The organism is Sediminicoccus rosea, assembly GCF_033547095.1.
Taxonomy (GTDB): Bacteria; Pseudomonadota; Alphaproteobacteria; order Acetobacterales; family Acetobacteraceae; genus Roseococcus; species Roseococcus rosea.
Genome location: NZ_CP137852.1, coordinates 3,418,087 through 3,435,398, shown reverse-complemented (window position 1 = coordinate 3,435,398; position 17,312 = coordinate 3,418,087). Strand labels below are relative to the sequence as shown.

Below are 17,312 nucleotides of genomic sequence, written 5' to 3'. Positions count from 1 at the left end.
ATCACCCCTTGAACCTCTAGTCGCTGGAAGTCCCATAACGTCTGTCGGGACCATTGGACGTATATCATGGGCGCAGCGACGAAACTGACCTGGCGGGTGGAGGGCATGGATTGCGCCTCCTGCGTCGCCAAGGTGACCAAGGCCGTGGAGCGGCTGCCCGGCGTCTCCGCCGTCGAGGTCAACCTGATGGCCGAGCGGCTGACGCTGGATCTCGACCCTGCCGGCAGGCCGGAGGCGGTCGAGGAGCAGGTCACGGCACTCGGCTACGTGGCAAAGCGGCTCGGTGGTACGGTGGCGGCCCCGCCCGTGGGCGCGGCGCTGGCCGCGTGTGGCCATGACCACGATCACAGTCACGGCCACAAGCACGACCAGGGTCACGACCACGCGCCCGCCGCGGCCAAGGCCGCGGCCCCGGAGCCCGCCGGCCATGGCCACAGCCACGCTGACCATGACGACCCCGCCGACGCCACGAAGCCCTGGTGGGCGACGGGCAAGGCGAAGCTCGTCTGGCTGCTCGGCGCGCTGGTCGTCGGCGCCTATGCGCTCTCCCTCGTCCTGCCTGAACGGCTGACGTATCCCCTGTTCCTCGCCGCTACCGCCGTCGCGCTGGTGCCGTTCGGCCGGCGCGCCTGGGCGCTGGCCCGTGCCGGCAGTCCGTTCAGTATCGAGACCCTGATGGTGACCGCGGCCGTCGGCGCGACGGTGATCGGGGCCGCCGAGGAGGCCGCGATCGTCGTGCTGCTCTTCGCGGTCGGCGAATTACTCGAGAACGTCGCCGCCGGCCGTGCCCGCGCCGGTATCCGTGCGCTGGCGAGCCTGATGCCGCGGGTTGCGCAGCGCATCCGCGCCGACGGCAGCACAGAGGAAATCCCCGCCGACCGCCTTGCCGTCGGCGACCTGGTGCTGATCCGCCCAGGCGACCGCGTGCCCTGCGACGGTATCATCGAGGAAGGCACGTCGGCGCTCGACGAAAGCCCGGTGACCGGTGAAAGCATTCCCGTTGCCCGCGGACCCGGGGAGGCGGTGGTCGCCGGCTCGATCAACGCCGATGGCGCGCTGCGTGTCCGCGTGACGCGCGCCGCCAGCGACAACACCATCGCCCGCATCATCCGCATGGTGGAGGAGGCGACCGCCTCGCGCGCCCCGACGCAGCGTTTCATCGAGCGGTTCTCCGAATGGTGGACGCCAGGGGCGATGATCGTCTCGTTGCTGGTCATCGTCATCACGCCCTTCGCCTTTGGATGGGACTGGAGCACGAGCCTCTATCGGGGCCTCGCGATCCTGCTGATCGCCTGCCCCTGCGCGCTGGTCATCTCGGTGCCGGCCGCGATGGCCTCGGGGCTGTCGGCGGGTGCTCGACGTGGTCTGCTGGTCAAGGGCGGCGCGGCGCTGGAGGCGATCGGCGCCGCCCGCACCGTGGCCTTCGACAAGACCGGCACGCTGACCGAAGGCCGGCCCAAGGTCACCGACATCCTCGCTGCCGACGGCCGCAGCCCGGAACAAGCACTCGCCATCGCATCTGCGGTGGAGCAGGGCTCCGCCCATCCCCTCGCCAAGGCAATCCTGGCTGAGGCGGCGGCGCGGGGCATCGCCGTGCCGCCGGCGAGCGCGCAAGCGGCGATCCCTGGCCGCGCCGTGACGGGGACGGTGGATGGCGTCGCCGTGTCCGTCGGCAGCCCGCGCCATGCGCGTGAGGCGAATGCCACGCTCGGCGTGCTCGAGGCGGCACTCGATCGCCTGGAAGGCGAGGGCAAGACGGTCGCGGTGGTGCTGGCCGATGGCGCCGTCGCCGGCCTGATTGCCCTGCGCGACGAGCCGAGGGCGGACGCGGTGGCCGGCATCGCGGCGATCACGGCGCTCGGCGTACGCCCCGTCATGCTCACCGGAGACAACCGCCGTACCGGCGAGGCGATTGCCATCTCGCTCGGCCTCGACGCCAAGGCGGAGCTGCTGCCAGACGACAAGCTGCGCGAGATCGGCAAGCTGCGGGAACGCGGCAGCGTCGTCATGGTCGGTGACGGGATCAACGACGCGCCGGCCCTCGCGGCGGCTAATGTCGGCGTGGCCATGGGTGGCGGCACCGATGTGGCGTTGGAGACCGCGGATGCCGCGGTGCTGAAAGACCGCGTGATGGGCGTGGCGGAACTGATCGGCCTGTCGCGTGCGACGATGGCGAACGTCAAGCAGAACGTCGCGGTCGCCGTGGGCCTCAAGGGGGTGTTCCTGGTGACGACGCTGATGGGCATCACCGGGCTGTGGCCGGCGATCCTCGCCGATACCGGTGCCACGGTGCTGGTCACGCTGAACGCGCTGCGGCTGCTGCGCTGGGCGCCGACGGCACGCACGACAGCGTCGTCATGACCACGCCGTTCGACCGCCCACGCGGCGCAGCCATCCTGGCCGTGCACGTGCGACCGATCATCTCGGCGCACACCGTCAGGGGGGATTCGGCTGAGGAAGACCTTCGAATGAAAGCCCTGAGACCGAGCTTGTTGATGGCCGCGATCTTTCTCGCCTGGCGCGCGATCGTCGGCGTTCCGGCAGCCGCACAGGACGTCGAGGCCGGCGGTCTGCTGCTCACGGGCGCCTGGACCAAGGCGGCCGAGCAGGATCGGGACCTCTCCTACGCCTTCGTCACGGTCCGCAACCGTGGCCAGGAACCTGACCGGCTCCTCGCTGCCTTCTCACCCGTGGCCGCGGCAGTCGAGATCCGCGTGCCCGATCCTGCCGTCGCCGATGGTGCGCGGACCATGACCGAGGGGTTGACCATTCCAGCCGCTGGGGTTGTCGCGCTGGAACCGAACGGACCGCACCTGTTCCTGCGCGGCATCCAACAACCGCTTGGCGTTGGCGACGCCATTCGCATCGTGCTGCGCTTTGAGCGTGCCGGTCCGGTGACGCTGCAACTCCGCGCCCACTACCACTGAGCGTCGCATGGCAGCACCTGGCCCGACCGAGGAGGAGGAGCATCGCCGCATGCTATCGCGTCGACGCGGGCGGTCCATCGCGCTCCTGGTAATCCTGTTCGCGCTATCGGGACTTTTCTACGCGATCTCTCTCGCGAAGGTGGGTCAACAGGTCCAGACGCCCCCAGCCCGGTCAGGTGCGGTGCGATGACCACAGCCGCACTGACTGCCGTGCCGGTCGGCGCCGCGCAGCCAGCACAGGTGAGCGCTGCCGTGTGGCTGTTGGCCCCGGTCCTCGGCGCGGTCCAGGCGCTGGCCTTTGCCCCGCTGCATGTGGCGGTGGCGCTGCCGATCGCCTTCGGCGGCCTGTTCCTGCTGCTGGAGCGGACCCGGTCGCTGCGCGGCGCCTTCGTGCTCGGCTGGTTGTTCGGCGTTGGATCGTTTCTGGTCGGCTTGTCCTGGATCACCGAGGCGTTCGCCGTCGACGCGGCGCGCTTCGGCGCCCTTGCCTTGCCGGCTCTGGTCGCGCTCGCAGCCGGGCTAGGGCTGTTTCCGGCGCTCTCGCTCGCCGCTGCGAGGCTGCTTGCTGGCGATCGCCGGGGCGCACCGCTCGCGGCCGCGCTTATGGCCGCATGGGCTGCGGGCGAATGGCTGCGCGGCACGGTCCTGACCGGCTTTCCCTGGAACATCGCCGGCTATTCATTGGGAGCCTCGGACGCACTGCTCCAGGCCAGCGCTCTCATCGGCATCCACGGCGCCGGGCTGCTTGCCGTCGCGGCCGGCATACTTCCCGCACTTGCCGTCCGCCAACGGCGGATCTGGCCAGCCGCGCTGGCTGTCATGCTGCTGGCAGGCGCCTGGGGCCACGGCGCGTTGCGCCTTGCCGAGGTCACGCCCGAGCCGGTGACGGGCGTGCACCTGCGGATCGTCCAGCCGAACATCGCGCAGGACCTGAAATGGGCGGAGGGCGAGCGCGAAGCGATCCTGGCGCGCCTGCTGTCGCTCAGCGCTCAGGCGGCGGAGGGCACGGCGCCGCCGACGCATGTCGTCTGGCCGGAATCAGCGGTGCCCTACCTGATCGCGGAGGCGCCCGCCATCCGCGCACGGCTCGCCGCCGTGGTTCCACCGGATGGCGCTCTGCTGACCGGCGCGGTGCGCCGCAGCGTCACACAGGAGGGACGGCCGGCACTGCTCAACAGCATCGTTGCACTCGACGCCCGCGGCGAAATCACCGCCGCCTACGACAAGATCCGCCTTGTCCCGTTCGGCGAGTACCAGCCGCTGCGCCGCATCCTCGCGGCCCTGCCGAAGCTGACAGTGGGCGAGGTGGACTTCATCCCCGGCGCACCGCGCCGCGCGCTGTCCGCCGTTGGCCTGCCGCCGGCCTGGCCGCTGATCTGCTACGAGGCGATCTTCCCGACGCGACCACCGGCCGGGGAGGCCGCGCCAGGCTGGATCCTGACAGTGACGAACGATGCGTGGTTCGGGACCTCCTGGGGTCCGTACCAGCACGCGCTGGCCGCCCGAGTGCGCGGCATCGAGCTTGGCCTGCCGGTGGTGCGCGCCGCAAACAGCGGCATCTCCTTCGTCACCGATGCCTACGGCCGCGAGATGGCGCGATTGCCGCTTGCCACGGCAGGGGTCCTGGATGTGGCGCTGCCTGGCGCGATCGCGGAGGCCACGCCATACGCGCGCTGGGGCGACCTTCCGTTCGCGCTCGCCGTGATGCTGCTGGCGGTCACCGCCGTGACCCTGCGGAGGCGGCCGTGACGCTTGAGCTGAGCCTGCTCGGCCTGTTCCTGGCCTTCGGTGGCGGGCTGGTGTCCTTTCTTTCACCCTGTGTCCTGCCGCTGGTGCCGGGCTACGTCGCCTGGGTCGCCGGCACCGACCTCGCCACAGCACGCGCCGAGCGATGGCGCGCGCTGCGGCTTTCCATCTTCTTCGTGTTCGGCTTCGGGCTGGTCTTCGTGCTGCTCGGCCTGGGGGCGACGGCGATCGGCGGGCTGCTGCGCAGCTGGTCCTACGAACTCACCATGGTCGCGGGCGGCCTGATCGCGCTGATGGGCCTGGTGCAGATGGGCGTGCTGCGCGCCGCGCCGCTGATGCGCGACCTGCGCTTCCGCCCACCGTCTGAAGGCGGCGGGCCGGTCTCCGCCACGCTGATCGGCATCGCCTTCGGCTTCGGCTGGACGCCCTGCATCGGGCCGGTGCTGGCTGGCGTGCTGACGGCGGCGGCGCTGACGCCCGGCGCCGGGGTCGGGCTGCTCGCCGCCTATGCGCTCGGCCTGGGCGTGCCCTTCCTGCTGGCGGCCTTCTACCTGCCGGCGGTGATGGCCCGCGCGCGGCGGCTCGGGCGGCTAGGGCGCATTCTGCAGGTCGCGAGCGGCGCCGTCATGGTCGCCGCTGGCCTCGCCATCGCAACCGGCGAGATGACTCGGCTCGCCATTTGGATCCTGGAGGCATTTCCATGGCTGGCACGGCTGGGATGACCACGCCCGCCCCACGCGCGCTGCGGCGCTTCGGCCTGATCGCGGCACCGATCGCCGCGGTCATCGACCAGGGCAGCAAGGCCTGGGCGCTCGACGCGCTCTGGCCACCCTACAGCGAGGGCATCACGCTGCTGCCAGTGCTGAACCTGCGGCTCGGCTTCAACACTGGCGTCACCTTCGGGATGTTCGCCGAAAGCGCGGCCGGGGCAGTGTGGCTGCTCGTCGGCATCAAGCTCACCGTTGTCGCCTGGCTGCTGCTGTGGCTGCGGCGCGCGGCCAGCCGGACCGAGGCGACGGCGATTGGCCTCATCATCGGTGGCGCGCTTGGCAACATCGTCGACCGCCTGCGCATTGGCGCGGTCACGGATTTTATCGACGCGCACTATGGTGGTTGGCACTGGCCGACCTTCAACATGGCCGATGTTGCCATCGTCAGCGGTGTCACGCTGCTGGTGCTGACCAGCTTCCGCGCGCCTGCGCCGCAGGCGCAGCCGCAATGACCACGATCCCTGAACTGGAGGAACCACCGATGTCCCACGTCACTACCCGCCGGGCGGCGCTCTCCGTCGCGCTCTCCATTCCCGCGGCGGCCGCATTCGCGCAGGCGCCCGGGCCCCAGGCCTTTGAGCCGACAGCGCCAGGCCCCAACACGCCGCGCCCCCTGCCGGGCGAACGCATCATTGGTCGCGCCGACGCGCCGGTGGCGGTGATCGAGTACCACTCCCTGACCTGCGGCAATTGCGCGAACTTCCACACCACGATCTTCCCGCGCATCCGCACGACCTTCATCGAGCCGGGGCTGGTCCGCTTCGTGATGCGCGACTTCCCGCTCGATCGTGTCGCGCTCGAAGCCGCTGCCATGGTCCATTGCGGCGGGCCGGAGCGCTACGAGGCGTTGATCTCCATGCTCTACGCCAACAAGGAGAGCTGGGCGCACAGCCCGGACGCGCGCGCCTGGCTGCGCCGCGCCGGCACGCTGGCCGGCATGCCGGCCGAACGGATCGACGCCTGCATGACCGATCGCGGCTTCACCGACCTGATCGCGGTCATGCGGCTGCAGGGCGAGCGCGAGTTCGGCGTCAGTGCCACGCCGTCCTTCGTGATCAACGGCCAGGTGCATCGCGGCGTGCAGAGCTTCGAGCGCTTTTCGGCGCTGGTCCGCCCGCTGCTGCCGCCGGGCACGGCCCCGCGCGGCTGACGATGCGGGGTTGCCTTCCGCCTCGGCCCAGGGCACGGACCGGGGCATGATCTATCGGCACCCTCTGGCCCTCGGCCTCGCGCTCACGCTCGGCACCGGTTCCGCTGCCCTGTCGGCCCCCTGTCCGGTCGCGATGCCGGTCGCTGGCGAGTTCTCCTCCGGCTACGGACCGCGGCATGGTCGGCCGCATCCCGGCGTCGACATCCGCGCGCCGGTCGGCACGCCGGTGACTGCGGCCGGACCCGGGGTGGTGGTGTTCGCCGGGCGGTACTTCGACTACGGCCTGATGGTCGAGATCGAGCATCCGGACGGCTCCCGCGCGCGCTACGCCCATCTCGCCCGCTTCGCGCCGGGCATCGGCAGTGGAGCGACCGTGCGGGCGGCACAGGAAATTGGCGTCGTCGGGCGCACCGGGCGCACCACAGGGGCGAACCTACATGTCGAGCTTCGTCGGGATGGCAGGCCTGAGAACCCCTGGCCCTGGCTGACGAGGAGTGCCTGCGTGCCCTGGACCGAGGTCGCGGAGGCCAGGCCGGCGCGATGAGATCCCTGGCGATCTACGTCGCGGCTGCCGCGGCCGAGATCGCCGGCTGCTACGCGATCTGGACCTGGTGGCGGCTCGGGGGGGCGACCGGCTGGGCCGCCGCCGGTGTCCTCTCGCTCGGCCTGTTCGGCTTGCTGCTCTCGCTGACCGATGTGGAGAGTGCCGGCCGAGCCTTCGCGGTCTATGGCGGCATCTACATCGCTGCGTCTCTGATATGGTTGCGGGTGGTGGAGGGTGTGGCGCCCGATCGCTGGGACCTGATCGGCGGCGCCGTCAGCGTCACCGGCGCGCTGATCATCCTCTACGGACCGCGCCAGGCATGAGGCGCGTCTGGGCAGAACTGCGCGCGCCGGTCTCGGCGCTGGTGCTGCTCGGGATCATCGCACGGCTGTTGCTGCCGCTGCCGGGCTTCGCGGCGGTGGAGCGTTCGGCCTTCGACGCGCTGCTGCGCTCATCGCTCTGCCTGCCCTCCGGACAGCCCGGACCCGCGGAGGGAGAACAGGCTCCGCATGCGGCGCCGGTCGGGCATTGCCCATTGTGCCGTCTGCCGGATGGCGCCTGGGCGCTGCCGCCGGCCGACGTCGTTCTGAATCAGCCCACTTGGGTGAGCCTCGAACAGCATCGTTTACCTGGCCGTCGGCTCGTTCTCTCGCCGCCACCGCGTGGTCCGCCGCCGGCGCGCGCACCACCCACACCTCCGAATATCGGCTGATCGTCATCGCCGGCGTCGTGCGCCGGCTGCTTTCCATTCCGATTCGGAGTTCTCATTCATGCGTCGCACTTTCCTGCGCGCGGCCCTCATGGCCGGCGCGAGCCTCACTGCCTCTGCCATGCTATCCGGGTCTGCCACCGCGCATGATTTCCGCGCCGGCGACCTGCAGATCGGCCATCCCTGGACGCGCGCGGTCGCGGCCAGCGCCCCGACCGCGGCGGGTTACATGACCATCCGCAACACCGGTAGCGTCGCCGATCGGCTTGTTGGAGCCGAGGCGTCGCGGGTGAACCGGGCCGAGATGCACGAGATGTCCATGACCGACGGCATCATGCGTATGCGCCCAATCCCCGGCGGCATCGCCATTCCACCAGGGCAGGAGGTCCGCCTCGCACCTGGCGGCCTGCATCTGATGCTGATCGGCCCGCAGGGCGGCTTTACCCAGGGCGCGCGCATTCCACTCACGCTGGTGTTCGAGCGGGCCGGGCGCGTCGACGTTGAACTCGCGGTCGAAGCGGCCGGCGCGCGCGGCTCCGGCCATGACGGACATTGAGGGCACGCCATGAAGATCCTGCGACTGACGCGCTGGCTCGCCTGGGGTGCCGTCGCTGTTGTGGGGTTCGCTCTCCTGGCGACCACCGGCGGCTGGCTGGTAACCGATGGGCCCTTGGCTCCCCAACGTGTCGCAATCGGCCCGACGAGCCTTGCGATCGGCGGGCCATTCCGACTGACCGATCACCGCGGCCGTGCGGTGACAGAACAAGACTTCCGCGGCCAGCCGATGGCGATCTTCTTTGGCTTCACTCACTGCCCTGATGTCTGCCCGACCACACTCAACGAGATGACAGGCTTCATCGAGGCGTTGGGCACGGACGCGGAGCGGATCCAGTGGTTATTCGTGAGCGTGGACAGCGAGCGCGACACGCCGCAGGCAATGGCCGGCTACCTCGAAGCCTTCGACCGTCGCATCACGGGCCTGTCGGGCACCGAGGCGCAGGTGGCGGAGGTCACGCGGGCTTTCCGCGTCTATTACCAGCGCGTGCCACTGGAGGGCGGCGGCTACACCATGGACCACTCGGCGAGCATCTTCCTGCTGGACGCCCAGGGGCGTTTTGCCGGGACGGTCGACAACAAGGAGAGCGATCGGGTTGCCTTGGAGAAGCTGCGGATGTTGGTCACGACGCGACAATGAAAGGTTGGAATCGCGGGTCGGTATCATGGGAAGGTTGGAGATACGGCGTCGGAGGTTCGGAACGATGAAGACCGCTGTGGACAGCCAGGAAGGCGCTGTGAGACGCCTACCGGGGCGCAAGCTGAAGCCGGAGCACCGCGAGGAGTTGCTCCGGATCTGGGGTCATGTCGATGACGACGGCCGCAAGATGATGCTGTTCTTTGCGCGCCAATTGGCGCGTGAGCAGGGGCTGGTGCCGGCCGACACCCCGCTGGTGATAACTGATCGCGTCTTCTGAAGCGATCACGGAACGCGCCGCTTCTCCACCGCCACCGACAGCGTCGCGACGGCCAGATCGAACGTCGCCGCGGAGATGTTCCGCGCCATCACGCGTACCGTGTTGTTTGACCACACCGCGGCATCCATCTCGATGAAGCGGGTCGACGACACCAATGACGCCTGCGCGAGATCGCCGGCCCGTGCCCCGTTCACCGTGACATCGATCAGCGCCGTCGCCCCCGGCGCCAGGCTCGGCAGATCCCAGGACACCTCCGCGGCAAACTCCCGCCGCCCCGAGCCGAACAGCGCCCCCGTCAGCAGCGGCGTGCCATTCAGCACCGCGGGCGCGGCCTCCGGCAGCCCGTAGAGCCGGAGCGACTGCAGGTCGATCGGCCCGTCAAACCCGATCACCCCCACCTGGGCGTAGGCGACGGCAGCGCCGACGCGAATGGTCTGCCGCCGATTGAAGTTGGCGTCATCCATCGGCGCGCCGGCGTTCCACCCCTTCGCCGGCCCGTTCCACTGCATGGTGGTGATCGAAGCCAGCACATCGCCCGCGATGTCCTCGCGGACGTTCCCTGCGCCGTCGAACACCCGCACGAAGAGCCGGCCGCCCGAGGCGCCGCTCGTCAGCCAATGCGCCAGCGCGAATTCCTTCGCCTGGGAGGTATCCAGCATCCAGCCCAGCCCACGGTTTGCCGCCAGGGTCACCGCCCGATCGGTCGGCGTCACATCCGCCAGCCCGTTGAAACAGAAATCCGCCATGAAGGTCGCGGTGGTGGTCGAGGTTGCGATGGTGATCAGTCCTTCCACGCCGACCTCCGTCGCCGACTGACGGAAGGCCGCCGCCCGGGTGTTCGGCACCCCAGCGAGGAAGCGCTGGAAGCGCGACGCTGGCGCCCTGTGCCGGTTGAGCACCGCATTGCCGCAGCGGTTGGCCGTCGCGGTGTAGTCGATGCCGACCAGGTAGGTGTTGGTCCAGGCGATGTCGTACTCGCAATCCTGCGCCCCGGCCGTGTGCCGCGCCGCCATCGGCGAGCAGGCCTCCATGCGCATGTTGCGCGCAATGATGGCAGAGCCCGAGGTCTGGTTCAGGAAGGGGATGGCGATGTTGCTGCCGGCCTGGCGCAGCTCGAAGTTCGGCGCGTCAAAGACGTGGCGGTTGTGGTTGGAATAGGCGCCGGCCTCATTCCCAAACCGCACCCCGAACCGGTCCATCGCGGGGTTCACCCCGGTCGCCTGGGCGAAGTGCCCGCCGTAGTAGCGGATCGAGGTGTTCCAGGCGGTGGCCGTCGCGCACCAGATGTCGAGGCCGATGCGGTTGTTGACGATGCGCCCCAGCGTGAAGGTGCTGTCCTCCACGCCGCGGCCATCGCCCAGCGTGCGCATGCCGATGGTGAAACCCTCGACGCGGCGCAGCTCGATCTGGCTGGCATCCACGTTGCGCACGGTGATGCCGATATCGGCCTCGGACGACCAGTCCGACAGCGTCTGCCGAATGACGTTCAGGCCAGTGTAGAGCTTCTCGGCGTTGCGGATGGTGCCGCCATCGCCCAGCACCAGCACGGAGGTGGGGGCGGTGCCGGTGTAGCGGATGGTCCCCTGCATGATCAGGCCGCGGGCGCCGCCAGGCAGCGTGACGGTGCCGGAGACGTTCCAGGTGCCGGGCGGGATCATCGCGAATTTCTGGTCCGCGCCCGCGCGATCGAAAGCAGCCTGGATGGCGGTGCGATCATCGGCCACGCCATCGCCCAGCCCGCCGAAATCATTCGGCAGCACCGCCTCGCGATCGCGCAGATACTTCGCGAAGTCGGTCTTGTTGAGGTTGGCGTTGAGGACCAGCAGGTCGTCGATGCGCGCCGGCATGGCATTCTCCGATCAGAGGGCGGTGGCGGTGACCGGGCCGGCGAAGGCGGAGACGTTGCCCTCGGCCGAGACGCTGCGCAGCCAGTACCAGCGGGTCTGGCCGGTGGTGAGGCCGGTGCGATCCCAGGGCAGCGCGGTCGGCTCGGCGGCCAGCTTGGTGGCGGCGGCGAGGCTGGCGCTGCTGGCCTCGAACACCTGCAGCCGCACCCCGTCCGCGGGAAAGCCACCCGACAGGCGCACGCCGCCGGCCATGCCCGTTGCCGCCAGGCCGGAGGCGGCGGCCGGCACCAGCGCCTCGCGCCAGCCCGACACCGCCCCGCTGCGCGCCTGGGCTCGCACACGAAAGGCGGTGGGCTCTGCGGTCGGGATGGCAACGGCGGTGGCACCGAAGCCGCCCGCGTAGCCCTGCCAGACGGCGACAGAGGCCGGGCGGAACTCTATCTCGTAGCCGGCGAGATATGCGGAGCCCACCGCGGACCAGGAGACCGCGATCGCCGTGAAGGTAGTGCCGAGCGGTGTCTCCACCACGATGGCAGCGGGTGCTGCGATGACGCCCGGGTTCGGCAGCACCACGGACGGGTTCTGCCCCGTCGCGCGCTCGTCCGTCGCCGGGTTCCACGCCCAGACGGCGGGATCCTCCTCGGCCAGCTGCAGGTTCACCCCGCCATCCGGCGCCAGCGCCCAGCCCGTCACCCGCGCCGGGAATGGCGTCAGCCGTTCCAGCGCCACCGTCACCCCATCCCAGGGCCGCAGGCGCAGCGCCGAGAGGTTGGCCTGCATCGCCACCTCGCGCTGGCGGCGATTGCGCTCCAGCTCGATTTTCATCAGGCGCTGGACCGTCGCCGCCGAGGTGGTGAGCGGGAACTCCATGTCCCGGTAGATCGCCTCGCCGCCATCCTCGGCGACGTAGTTGCTGGCGAGCAGCGGCGGCGCATCGGTCGGCTGCCAGGCGGCGGCCGGCTCGACATAGACCGCACGCACCCCGTTGAAGAGATCGCGCCGCGGACGCGAGCCGACGATGGTGACGTCGCCACGCAGATCGTCGGAGGTCAGCGTCGCGGCCGGCAGCGCCGGCGCCCCGGCATGGATGTAGAAGCGCCCTCCGCTCACCACCAGCGCACCGGCCATGGCGGCGACCAGCTTGCGGGTGATGGCGATCTTGCCCTCGCCGAGCGTGACGGCGCCGTTGACGGTGTAGCGCCGCTCGGCGGTGCCATCGCGGCGGCCCATGATCTCGTCGCAGATGTTGGCGGCCGCCATGAGCGCCGGCATGTCGATGTCCGCCCAGTCCGCGCGCCACCCGAAAGGAGAAGTCAGGTACCAGGCCAGGCAGAGTGCGGGATTGTCGGACCAGCCGGTGGCGCCGCTGCGCGGGTCGAGGATGGTGTCGGCTCCCTCGACGATGGCCGACAGGCTGGGCGCGCCGGAGGGGAAGGCCTCGGGCCGCAACTTGAGCCGCACGGCGAGATAGGCTCGGCCCTGGCCACGATGTGCCGCGGTCCATTGGCCGCCCGTGTCCGCCACAAGGTTGGCGTTGGCGGCCTGGCCGGGATCGCCCAGTGCGCGGTCAATCCGCAGCAGGCCGGCGAACTTCGCGTCCGTGGAGGCGGTGCCGTTGAGGAACACCTCGCCGATGGCGCGCACGCGATGCGCGGCCAGCACCACGACGACATGCAGGAAGCCGTCGGCGCGGCCCTCATCGTCGGTGGCGGAGTGCAGGAACACCACGGGGCCCGAGGTGCGGCAGCGCCCGAAGACGATCTGGTGCTCGGTGATGGGCTGGCGGAAGGACTGGGTACGGCCGGCGCCCGGCGTGCGCGGGTCGAAGCCGGAGCCCGGGCCGGTGTCGGTGCCTGGCGTGACATTGGCGCTGCGGGCGGCGGAGGGCGACTTGGGGCGGAAGACGGCGGCACCGACGGCGGACACCACCAGGGCGGCACCGGCGGCCGCCACGGCGCCCAGGACGCCGCCGCCAATGACGGCGGAGGCGGCGGCCCCCGCGGCGGCGGCGATGAAGGGGATGGCGACGGGCATGGTCTGTCAGTCCCTCACCAGCCGATGCGCCACGCCACGACGCAGGTCGTGATCGGCGCGCGTAGCAATCCCGCGGGACCGACGAAGGCCACGCGGCCGGCGTCGAGCACGACGCCGAGGCGCTCCGGGTGGGCGGCGAGCACCACGTCGCCAGCGCGGGCGAAGGGCACTGGCACACGGGGGAAGCCGGCGGTGTCCGCCATCGCCGCCAAGGAGGGGCGATGCTGCCAGGAGGGCCGCTGGCCGGTGCAGGCCACGACCGCCGCCAGAGCGAAGCGCCCGCAGTTCCAGCGCGCCGCATCGAAGGGCCGATGCTCGACCGCGGTGATCAGGGCCGCCAACCGTTCCGGCCAATCGGGCAGCCGCGTCACTGGATCGGCAGCCGGATCTCCGCCTCCTGGAGCGCCGGCACGAACTCGAAGAATCGATCGCCGGGGTATTCGGCCTGCTGGTCGGCATCGGTGTAGCGCCGCACCTCCGCCCGCTCGAGGTCGACCAGCCGGCTCTCGCAGGCCAGCGCCACGGAAGGCTCCGCGCCGTCCGTCACCTCCATCGTGTCCATCTGCCCCGCCCAGAGCGGAAACGGGTCCGCCACAAAGGCGCCCTGCGCATTGAGCAGCGCGCCCCACAGCGTGACCGGCCGCAGGCGGTAGCTGCGCTCAGCCAGGGCGATATCCACCACCTCCTGCGGCACGGGCGACAGGGCCAGCGTCAGCCGCACCGCGCGCAGCTCCACCGTCTCCTCGACATCCGAGATGGCGCCGATGCTGCCGGCGCCCTCGAACACCTTCCCCGCCCAGTCGAGCGGGCCGAGCCCGGTCCAGACGCGAAAGGGGCCGGTGGCGAAGTCGAGCTCGACCAGCACCACCGGCGTGGCGATCGGCGCGGTGGCGGCGGCCGCGGCCTGGTTGCTGAGGCGCGGGGTGCCGGACATGACTACAGCGCCTCCTCCATGCGAATGGTGACCGCGGCGAAGGGGCCCGGCCGCGTCGGGTTCGCCGCCTCGTCATCCGAGACCAGCCGCATCGGCACGCTCGGCAGTGAGAGGATCAGCGGCTCGCCCACCACCACCGCGGCGCGCAGCGGTGGCGCGATGGCAATGGTGGCGGTGCCGGCGCCGGAGGCGGCGACCGCGGCAGTGGCGATGTAGAGCCGCCCGCCGAGGCCGATGTAGTCGCCGGCACCGACCGCCACGGTGCTGGGCCACCAGCCCTGCGTGACGATGGACAGCGCCCCGCGTGGCGCGCCGGCCGCCAGCGACGGATTGCCCGAGCCCACCACCAGCCCGGTCCCGTCGGTGAAGATGGTCGCGTCCGAGAAGCTGTAGGGCCCGGTCGGAACATCGCCCTGGCTGCGCGGATCGCCGGTGCGGTATTCCCGCCGCCAGTCCCAGATGCGCACCGTGTTGGCGGATCCCGCCAGTGCGGCCAGCAGCCCGTCCATTACGCCGGACTGCACGCGCCCCAGCGGCTCAAAGCTCGCCTCCGCCACCCAGCGCGCACCCTCGCGCCGCAGCACCTGCGTGGCGCGGGTCACGGGCGAGACAAAGCGCAAGGTGTTGTGCTGGAGGTAGAAGCTCAGCCGCGACGGGCGCAGCACGCTGGGCCAGGCGTATTCCGTCATGATGCCCTCCTGGGCCCTAGCCCCGCACGATGGAGGTGGCGCTGCCGCCGCGGCGGATGGCGTCCAGCGTGGCGGCACTGGCCTGACGGACGATCTGCGCCGAGAGCACGCGCAGCCGCGCCTCGACGCCCGCATCGGCGCCGCGGGCGTCAATGGTGATGCTCTGGTTGATCACCGGCCCGCCTGGCGCCATGCCGTTGGGCAGCACGGTGCCTGCGGAGCTCGGCACGAACCATTCGGGGCCGCGCTCGCCGACGATATAGGGCTGGCCGCCCGCGACCGGCCCGCCCTCGGCGCGGAACAGCCCGCCCAGCGCAGAGCCGATGCCAGAAAAGATGGAGCCGAAGTCAAAGCCGCCCAGGCTGGAGGTCACCGCCGTGCCGAGCGGCTCGGTGATCGTGCGACGGACCACGATGCGGGCGATGTCCTGCAGGATGCCCTGCAGCACCTTGGAAAAACTCTCGCCCTTGATGATCGCGTCCTCAAAGGCCGAGGAGAATGTCAGGCCGAGTTCCCGCGCCGTGTTGCTGGTGCGCTCCGTGGCCTGCTGGACGCGCTGCTGGCTGCGCTCCAGCTCCTCCAGCGCGGCATTGGCCTCGCGCGAGACCGTCTCGTCGGGGATGGGCTGGCCGATGCGCTCCGATCGCTCCACCAGCCGGCCGAGGGTTTCCAGGCGGCGCGTGTAGCGCTCCTGGGCGTTCTCGTTGTTCTGGATCAGCCGCTCGCGCTCGCGGATGATGTCGTTGATCTCGCGCTCGGCCTCGCGGTCGGGGCGCGGGATGGAGGCCACGCGGCGGGTGGTACCCTCGATGCGACGCAGTGCCTCGTCGCGCTCGCGCAGCGCCAGGGTTTCGAGGCGGGTGCGATCGGCGGCGGTGATGCCGCCCGCGGCCTCGGCCTCGCGCAGTCGGCGGACGCGGTCCTCGTACTCGCTGTTGATGCGGAAGCGGTCGTCGAGTGCCTTGCGCAGTTCCTCGGCATCCGCGGCGGTCCGGCGGCGGCGGGCCTCGGCGGCCTGGCCGGCTGCCGCCTCCTGCTCGGTGCGCTGGCGCTCACCGGCGGCCTGCTCGCCGCGGGTGATCTCCTCCTGGAGTTCTGTGTACTGCCGTCGCAGTTCCTCCAGGCGCGCGGCGCGATCGACGCCGGCCTGCTGCTGGGCGGTGCCGACCAGCCCACCGCGAATGGAGCCGCGCCGGGGCTGGGATCGCAGGCTGTCGCCCTGGCTCTCGGCCTCGAGGCGGGCGATCTGCGCGCGCAGGGCCTCGGCCTGGGCGCGGCGGTCCGCCTCCTGCTCGGAGGGCAGCAGCAGCCCGGAGCCGCGGCGCACGCCGTCCAGCACGCGGGCGGCCCCGGACAGCGCACGGGCCAGCGCGTTGGACAGGCCGATCGCCTGGTCCAGTCGGGCGAGGAATTGGTCGGCGGCGGCAGTGAGCTGGCCAAAGGCACGTCCGACGGAGAGCGGCGCGCGCTCGAACTCGCCATTCAGCCGCTCGACGGCGCGCAGCAGCGCGGGGAACACCGTGTCGGCGGTGAGCTTGCCCTCGGAGCCGAGCTTGCGCAGCTCGCCGATGGACACGCCCAGCTCGCGGGCGAGTGCCTGCGCCAGGGTGGGCAGGCCTTCAAGGATCGAGCGCAGCTCATCACCCTGCAGCGTGCCCGAGGCCAGGGCCTGGGCGAGCTGCTGCGTGCTGGAGGCGATTTCCTGCTGCGAGGCGCCCGACGCGATGGCGATGCGCTGCAGGCCGCCGACGAGGGTGGCGACCTGGTCGGAGGTGGCGCCGATCTCGCGGGCCGCGATCGAGAAGCGGGCGAAGGCGTCCACGCTCTCGCGCACCGCCACTCCAGTCTGCAGGCTGTCGCGATACAGGCGGTCGTAGATCTCGCCGGCACGTTCGACGGAGCCCAGCGCGGTGTTGAGCCGGCCCATGGACTGAGTGAGTGCATCGCCGGCCACCACCACGGCGCGCAGCCCGGCGGCAAGGCCGGCGATCTGCACGCCGCGGACGGCGACGTCGAGCAGGTCCAGCGCGCGAGAGGCGCGATCGGCACCGCCCTGGATGCGCTCCAGGCTCCGCTGGCCGGTCTCGCCGACCTCGCGCAGTTCCTGCTTGACCCGGGCGGCATCGTCGAGCGACAGCCGGACCGAGACGCGGCGCGTGCTATCCGCCATGCGTCACGCCTCCTGCGTCGGTGGGATGGTCAGGGTCCGGGGGGATCCGTGCGGCGCGCGGCGCTGCCGGCGGCGAGGCCCGTGCGCAGGGCCAGCAGCAGTTCGGCTGCGGCCCAGCCGGAAGCACCCATCTCGCGGGCGGTGGAGAGCGCGGCCGGCATGTCGAGGTCGAGGCCGGTCATCGTCGCAGTGGCGCAGGTGGTGCCCGCGGTCCAGACGGCGGCGCCCTCAACGCTGGCGGGAGCGTGGGCGGCGTAGGGGCAGGCCATGCCGCAGTCGCGGTCCAGGGCGGCACAGCCGCGGCAGTAGTCAGGGCCCTG

19 protein-coding genes are annotated in these 17,312 nt (G+C 71.1%); 12 read left to right on the top strand and 7 right to left on the bottom strand.

The window, feature by feature from the left end:
• The first annotated feature begins 66 nt into the window (after positions 1-66).
• From R9Z33_RS16640 to R9Z33_RS16585, 12 genes are all read left to right on the top strand, one after another.
• The gene (locus tag R9Z33_RS16640) at positions 67-2,361 is read left to right on the top strand and encodes a heavy metal translocating P-type ATPase (protein ID WP_318647688.1); all 2,295 of its coding nucleotides are present in this window, start codon (positions 67-69) and stop codon (positions 2,359-2,361) included.
• Positions 2,358-2,927 (top strand): copper chaperone PCu(A)C, encoded by a 570-nt coding sequence (locus R9Z33_RS16635; RefSeq protein WP_318647687.1) that lies wholly within the window; start codon positions 2,358-2,360, stop codon positions 2,925-2,927. The genes R9Z33_RS16640 and R9Z33_RS16635 overlap by 4 nt, the downstream gene beginning before the upstream one ends.
• Positions 2,928-3,113: 186 nt before the next feature.
• Positions 3,114-4,676, top strand: coding sequence for an apolipoprotein N-acyltransferase (gene lnt, locus R9Z33_RS16630; protein WP_318647686.1), 1,563 nt, complete (start codon positions 3,114-3,116; stop codon positions 4,674-4,676).
• Positions 4,673-5,395 carry a cytochrome c biogenesis CcdA family protein gene (locus R9Z33_RS16625; RefSeq protein WP_318647685.1) on the top strand — a complete coding sequence of 241 codons (723 nt, stop codon included), beginning with the start codon at positions 4,673-4,675 and terminating at the stop codon, positions 5,393-5,395. Before lnt ends, R9Z33_RS16625 begins: the two co-directional genes overlap by 4 nt.
• Positions 5,392-5,895 carry a signal peptidase II gene (gene lspA, locus R9Z33_RS16620; RefSeq protein WP_318647684.1) on the top strand — a complete coding sequence of 168 codons (504 nt, stop codon included), beginning with the start codon at positions 5,392-5,394 and terminating at the stop codon, positions 5,893-5,895. Before R9Z33_RS16625 ends, lspA begins: the two co-directional genes overlap by 4 nt.
• 29 nt (positions 5,896-5,924) lie before the next feature.
• Entirely contained in the window at positions 5,925-6,593 is a 669-nt protein-coding gene (locus R9Z33_RS16615; RefSeq protein ID WP_318647683.1) for a thioredoxin domain-containing protein, read from the top strand.
• Positions 6,594-6,639: 46 nt separating this feature from the next.
• The gene (locus R9Z33_RS16610) at positions 6,640-7,137 is read left to right on the top strand and encodes a M23 family metallopeptidase (protein ID WP_318647682.1); all 498 of its coding nucleotides are present in this window, start codon (positions 6,640-6,642) and stop codon (positions 7,135-7,137) included.
• Entirely contained in the window at positions 7,134-7,460 is a 327-nt protein-coding gene (locus R9Z33_RS16605; RefSeq protein ID WP_318647681.1) for a YnfA family protein, read from the top strand. Before R9Z33_RS16610 ends, R9Z33_RS16605 begins: the two co-directional genes overlap by 4 nt.
• Complete coding sequence (locus tag R9Z33_RS16600; protein WP_318647680.1) at positions 7,457-7,849, top strand: DUF2946 family protein; 393 nt, start codon at positions 7,457-7,459, stop codon at positions 7,847-7,849. Before R9Z33_RS16605 ends, R9Z33_RS16600 begins: the two co-directional genes overlap by 4 nt.
• A 58-nt stretch (positions 7,850-7,907) precedes the next feature.
• Positions 7,908-8,402, top strand: coding sequence for a copper chaperone PCu(A)C (locus R9Z33_RS16595; RefSeq protein ID WP_318647679.1), 495 nt, complete (start codon positions 7,908-7,910; stop codon positions 8,400-8,402).
• Positions 8,403-8,411: 9 nt separating this feature from the next.
• Positions 8,412-9,041, top strand: a complete 630-nt coding sequence (locus tag R9Z33_RS16590; RefSeq protein ID WP_318647678.1) for an SCO family protein — start codon at positions 8,412-8,414, stop codon at positions 9,039-9,041.
• A gap of 64 nt (positions 9,042-9,105) precedes the next feature.
• Positions 9,106-9,318, top strand: a complete 213-nt coding sequence (locus tag R9Z33_RS16585; RefSeq protein ID WP_318647677.1) for a hypothetical protein — start codon at positions 9,106-9,108, stop codon at positions 9,316-9,318.
• 5 nt (positions 9,319-9,323) lie between these two features.
• Here the strand turns inward: R9Z33_RS16585 and R9Z33_RS16580 are convergent, their stop codons facing one another.
• From R9Z33_RS16580 to R9Z33_RS16550, 7 genes are read right to left on the bottom strand one after another with little or no spacing between them, the layout of a single operon-like run.
• On the bottom strand, positions 9,324-11,165 hold the full coding sequence (locus R9Z33_RS16580; protein ID WP_318647676.1) for a pectate lyase family protein: 1,842 nt from the start codon (positions 11,163-11,165) through the stop codon (positions 9,324-9,326).
• Between the two features lie 12 nt (positions 11,166-11,177).
• Complete coding sequence (locus R9Z33_RS16575; RefSeq protein WP_318647675.1) at positions 11,178-13,199, bottom strand: phage tail protein; 2,022 nt, start codon at positions 13,197-13,199, stop codon at positions 11,178-11,180.
• A 14-nt stretch (positions 13,200-13,213) separates the two neighbouring features.
• Complete coding sequence (locus R9Z33_RS16570) at positions 13,214-13,570, bottom strand: DUF6950 family protein (protein WP_404830602.1); 357 nt, start codon at positions 13,568-13,570, stop codon at positions 13,214-13,216.
• Positions 13,567-14,133, bottom strand: coding sequence for a hypothetical protein (locus R9Z33_RS16565; RefSeq protein ID WP_318647673.1), 567 nt, complete (start codon positions 14,131-14,133; stop codon positions 13,567-13,569). Before R9Z33_RS16565 ends, R9Z33_RS16570 begins: the two co-directional genes overlap by 4 nt.
• A 2-nt stretch (positions 14,134-14,135) precedes the next feature.
• Positions 14,136-14,822, bottom strand: a complete 687-nt coding sequence (locus R9Z33_RS16560; RefSeq protein ID WP_318647672.1) for a hypothetical protein — start codon at positions 14,820-14,822, stop codon at positions 14,136-14,138.
• Between the two features lie 16 nt (positions 14,823-14,838).
• Positions 14,839-16,992 carry a tape measure protein gene (locus R9Z33_RS16555; protein ID WP_318647671.1) on the bottom strand — a complete coding sequence of 718 codons (2,154 nt, stop codon included), beginning with the start codon at positions 16,990-16,992 and terminating at the stop codon, positions 14,839-14,841.
• A 29-nt stretch (positions 16,993-17,021) separates the two neighbouring features.
• Positions 17,022-17,261 carry a hypothetical protein gene (locus R9Z33_RS16550; RefSeq protein WP_318647670.1) on the bottom strand — a complete coding sequence of 80 codons (240 nt, stop codon included), beginning with the start codon at positions 17,259-17,261 and terminating at the stop codon, positions 17,022-17,024.
• Positions 17,262-17,312: the final 51 nt, after the last annotated feature.

Coding starts and splice junctions, on each gene's coding strand:
- R9Z33_RS16640 (WP_318647688.1), top strand. CDS start 67: ATGGGCGCAGCGACGAAACTGACCTGGCGGGTGGAGGGCATGGATTGC.
- R9Z33_RS16635 (WP_318647687.1), top strand. CDS start 2,358: ATGACCACGCCGTTCGACCGCCCACGCGGCGCAGCCATCCTGGCCGTG.
- lnt (WP_318647686.1), top strand. CDS start 3,114: ATGACCACAGCCGCACTGACTGCCGTGCCGGTCGGCGCCGCGCAGCCA.
- lspA (WP_318647684.1), top strand. CDS start 5,392: ATGACCACGCCCGCCCCACGCGCGCTGCGGCGCTTCGGCCTGATCGCG.
- R9Z33_RS16615 (WP_318647683.1), top strand. CDS start 5,925: ATGTCCCACGTCACTACCCGCCGGGCGGCGCTCTCCGTCGCGCTCTCC.
- R9Z33_RS16610 (WP_318647682.1), top strand. CDS start 6,640: ATGATCTATCGGCACCCTCTGGCCCTCGGCCTCGCGCTCACGCTCGGC.
- R9Z33_RS16605 (WP_318647681.1), top strand. CDS start 7,134: ATGAGATCCCTGGCGATCTACGTCGCGGCTGCCGCGGCCGAGATCGCC.
- R9Z33_RS16600 (WP_318647680.1), top strand. CDS start 7,457: ATGAGGCGCGTCTGGGCAGAACTGCGCGCGCCGGTCTCGGCGCTGGTG.
- R9Z33_RS16595 (WP_318647679.1), top strand. CDS start 7,908: ATGCGTCGCACTTTCCTGCGCGCGGCCCTCATGGCCGGCGCGAGCCTC.
- R9Z33_RS16590 (WP_318647678.1), top strand. CDS start 8,412: ATGAAGATCCTGCGACTGACGCGCTGGCTCGCCTGGGGTGCCGTCGCT.
- R9Z33_RS16585 (WP_318647677.1), top strand. CDS start 9,106: ATGAAGACCGCTGTGGACAGCCAGGAAGGCGCTGTGAGACGCCTACCG.
- R9Z33_RS16580 (WP_318647676.1), bottom strand. CDS start 11,165: ATGCCGGCGCGCATCGACGACCTGCTGGTCCTCAACGCCAACCTCAAC.
- R9Z33_RS16575 (WP_318647675.1), bottom strand. CDS start 13,199: ATGCCCGTCGCCATCCCCTTCATCGCCGCCGCCGCGGGGGCCGCCGCC.
- R9Z33_RS16565 (WP_318647673.1), bottom strand. CDS start 14,133: ATGTCCGGCACCCCGCGCCTCAGCAACCAGGCCGCGGCCGCCGCCACC.
- R9Z33_RS16560 (WP_318647672.1), bottom strand. CDS start 14,822: ATGACGGAATACGCCTGGCCCAGCGTGCTGCGCCCGTCGCGGCTGAGC.
- R9Z33_RS16555 (WP_318647671.1), bottom strand. CDS start 16,992: ATGGCGGATAGCACGCGCCGCGTCTCGGTCCGGCTGTCGCTCGACGAT.
- R9Z33_RS16550 (WP_318647670.1), bottom strand. CDS start 17,261: ATGGCCTGCCCCTACGCCGCCCACGCTCCCGCCAGCGTTGAGGGCGCC.